Origin of the sequence: Pseudomonas sp., from assembly GCF_026224925.1 — a bacterium.
Lineage (GTDB): Bacteria > Pseudomonadota > Gammaproteobacteria > Pseudomonadales > Pseudomonadaceae > Aquipseudomonas.
Genome location: NZ_JAMFRV010000604.1, coordinates 1 through 2,835 on the forward strand (window position 1 = coordinate 1; position 2,835 = coordinate 2,835).

Annotated in this window: 3 protein-coding genes; all 3 read right to left on the reverse strand. The window is 58.7% G+C overall.

Going from position 1 to position 2,835, the window contains the following annotated elements; genetic code table 11:
- The coding region (locus tag M0974_RS25130; protein ID WP_297843426.1) for an SDR family NAD(P)-dependent oxidoreductase at positions 1–472 on the reverse strand (472 nt) is incomplete at its 3' end.
- 246 nt (positions 473–718) lie between these two features.
- On the reverse strand, positions 719–1,705 hold the full coding sequence (locus tag M0974_RS25135; protein WP_297843429.1) for an alpha/beta hydrolase: 987 nt from the start codon (positions 1,703–1,705) through the stop codon (positions 719–721).
- The coding region (locus M0974_RS25140; RefSeq protein ID WP_297843431.1) for an NAD(P)/FAD-dependent oxidoreductase at positions 1,702–2,835 on the reverse strand (1,134 nt) is incomplete at its 5' end. The genes M0974_RS25140 and M0974_RS25135, both read right to left, overlap by 4 nt.

The window sequence follows — 2,835 nt, forward strand, 5'->3', positions numbered from 1 at the left end:
TCGAGGAGATGTTGACGATCTTCCCGCGGGTGCCAGTGTCGCTGACCTGCTGTTTCATCATTTGGGTAATCGCGAACTTGCAACCCAGCCAGGTGCCTTTGGTGTTGACGTTCATGGTCAGGTCGTAATCGGCCTCGGTTTCTTCGACGATTGTCTTGAGCTCAACCGCGACGCCGGCGTTGTTGATCATGATATCGAGCCGACCAAACCGTCTGACGGCCTCCTGAATCAGGTTGTCCATGTCAGCATATTTGGACACATCGGCCTTGACGAAAATCGCCTCGCCACCGTTTTGGTGGATGAGGTCGTCGGTATCGATGTGCAGGTCTTTTTCGAAGCCTTCCGGGCGGGCGCTTTTGGAGAGGTCCGAGCAAACCAGATGGGCGCCTTCAGCGGCGAGCGCCAGGGCGATGGCGCGCCCGTTGCCTGAGCTTGAACCGGTCACAATGGCTACTTTGTTATTGAATCGCATTAAATCGCCTCCGTCGGCAAAAACTGTCATCGGGTGAGGGGCGGCCCCTCGGTTTTGCAATTGCGTGGATGAGTTTATGAAGCACTCAAGGTCGATAACAGGTTCAAAAGGGACAGCCCATGGCCTGTCTGTACATCCGCACGCTTCCCCTGTTAGCTCCCCCGTTGGGGGGTAAATCTCATGCGTAGGGTCTGACCAGCTTTGTCGTTCTGCGCTACTTTTTTGGTCATTGCCACGGTGAGTCGTTCAGGTATCGGCGCCGAGTTGGCGAACGATGAAGTGCGCTGCATCGGTCAGCACCCTGCGACCGGATTTGATCTTGCCAGCGCTGGTCAGCACCCCGTGGGCGTGTCCCGGCAAATGATGATGTACCACCTCAGTACCCGCTCGCGCGGCAGTGGATGCGTAGGCAATGCCTTCATCCGCCAGGGGGTCGTGTCCCACGGTCAGGATGAACATAGGCGGTTGCTTGCGGCCTTCTGCGTGCAGCAAGGGAGACAGGCGCGCATCGCGCCAATCCTGATCGCCGGCGGTGTACTGTCCTCTGAACCAGTGCATTGATTGGGCCGTCAGGGGGAAGCCGCTGGTGATGCGCCGGTACGAGGGCTGACTGGCGGTAAGGTCGGTCACGGGGTAGAACAGCACTTGACCCTTGAGGGTCAGGCCGTCGATTTGGTAGGCCGGGTTGTTAGCCAGCACGGTGGCCATATTGCCTCCCGCGCTATCACCCGCAATTAGCGCACGACCCGGGTCGACCTTCAGTTCGCAGGCCTTGTCTGTAATGAATTGCAGGGCCGCGAAGCAGTCATCCAGCGGCACTGGAAAACGGTACTCCGGGGCCACGCGGTATTGCACGGCGATCACGGTGGCAGCTGTTTGATTGGCCAAAGTACGGCAAATACTGTCGTGGCTGTCCAGGTTGCCAATCACCCACCCACCGCCATGAATGAACACCACCAAAGGCGTCACGACCTGCGCTGTACTGCCATTGGGTCGGTATACGCGGATACTCGCGATACCACCGGCCACTGGATAGTCCAACGTGCGCGTGTCGGCGACGGTCTCGGGTTCCAGGCCATTGGCAACGCAGGCACGCAGATAATTGGCACGGGCGTCAGCGAGCGGGACATCCTGGAAGGAAACTTCCCCATTGGCCCTGAAGGCCCGAACCAGATCCACCGTGTCGGCGGCAACCTGCTCCAGCGGTACAGGCTCGGCTGTCGGGCTGCTCATGAATGGACGGGTTCCTTGGCAAGTAGCAGGCGGTAATCGTCCACTTTCCAATCCGCTGCCAGCGCCCGGTATTCGTCAACGGCGCCCGACCAGTTGTTGATCACCTTGCCGGCTGCGTTCTTGTACCAGCTGGAGCAATCTGACGAGAACGCCGAAGACTGCATGTTGGTCTGCAACGTGTCGTTGTAGGTGTTGAAAATGTCTGCCTTGATGTCCACCGCAGCGTGCGAGTGGCCAGCCAACCCTTGCACGGCCTGGATGATGTAGCGCTGTTGGATCTCGAGCATGGTTAGGATCGAGTTGTGGTTCAGGTTGGTGTTGGGCCCGTAGATCATGAACATGTTGGGGAAGCCCGGCACGGTCATACCCAAGTAGGCTTCAGCCCCTTGTTCCCAGCATTGGTGAAGGGTTTGACCAGCAGCCCCCGTCACTTGCAAATCACCCTGAAAGGCCTGGCTTTCAAAGCCGGTGCCGAAGATCACGCTATCCAGTTCATGCAGCACGCCGTTTTTATCGATGATGCCTTCGGGTACGAATCGGTCGACGGCGGCGGTTTCCAGGCTGACGTTGCTGCGCATCAGTGCCGGGTAGTAGTCATCGGAGCGCAGGATGCGTTTGCAAGCGAACTCGTAGTCCGGGGTCAGCTTGGCGCGCAACGTTTCATTCGGAACCTGAGCCGCCAAGTGCTCGGTGGCTACTTTGATGCCTTCCTGCTGCGCCTCGGTGCCATGAAGCGTGCGAGCAAAACCATTTTCGCGAAAAGCGTGAAGTGCGCGTCGGCTTTCGTCGAACAGCTCTGGTTGCGCGGCATAAGCGTCCAGTTGCTCCTGGGTGAAGACAATCTGATTGCGCGGCATGATCCAGTTGGCGCTGCGTTGGAACACCGTTAAATGACTCGCTTGCTTGGCCACTTCCGGTACGTACTGCACGGCACTGGCGGCCGCGCCGATGCTGGCGACTTTCTTGCCGGTAAGGTCTAGTTCCGCCGGCCATTGGGCTGAGTGAAAGTATTGTCCGGCAAAGGTGTCGAGGCCCTTGAACTCGGGGATGGCCGGTTTGTTCAGCTGCCCCCAGGCGGGTACGAAAAAACGACCCTGCAAGCGCGTACCGTCGGCGAGTTCGAAGGCCCA

Bases quoted from the DNA above. Each gene is read 5' to 3' on its own strand.
- M0974_RS25135 (WP_297843429.1), bottom strand. From the start codon at position 1,705: ATGAGCAGCCCGACAGCCGAGCCTGTACCGCTGGAGCAGGTTGCCGCC.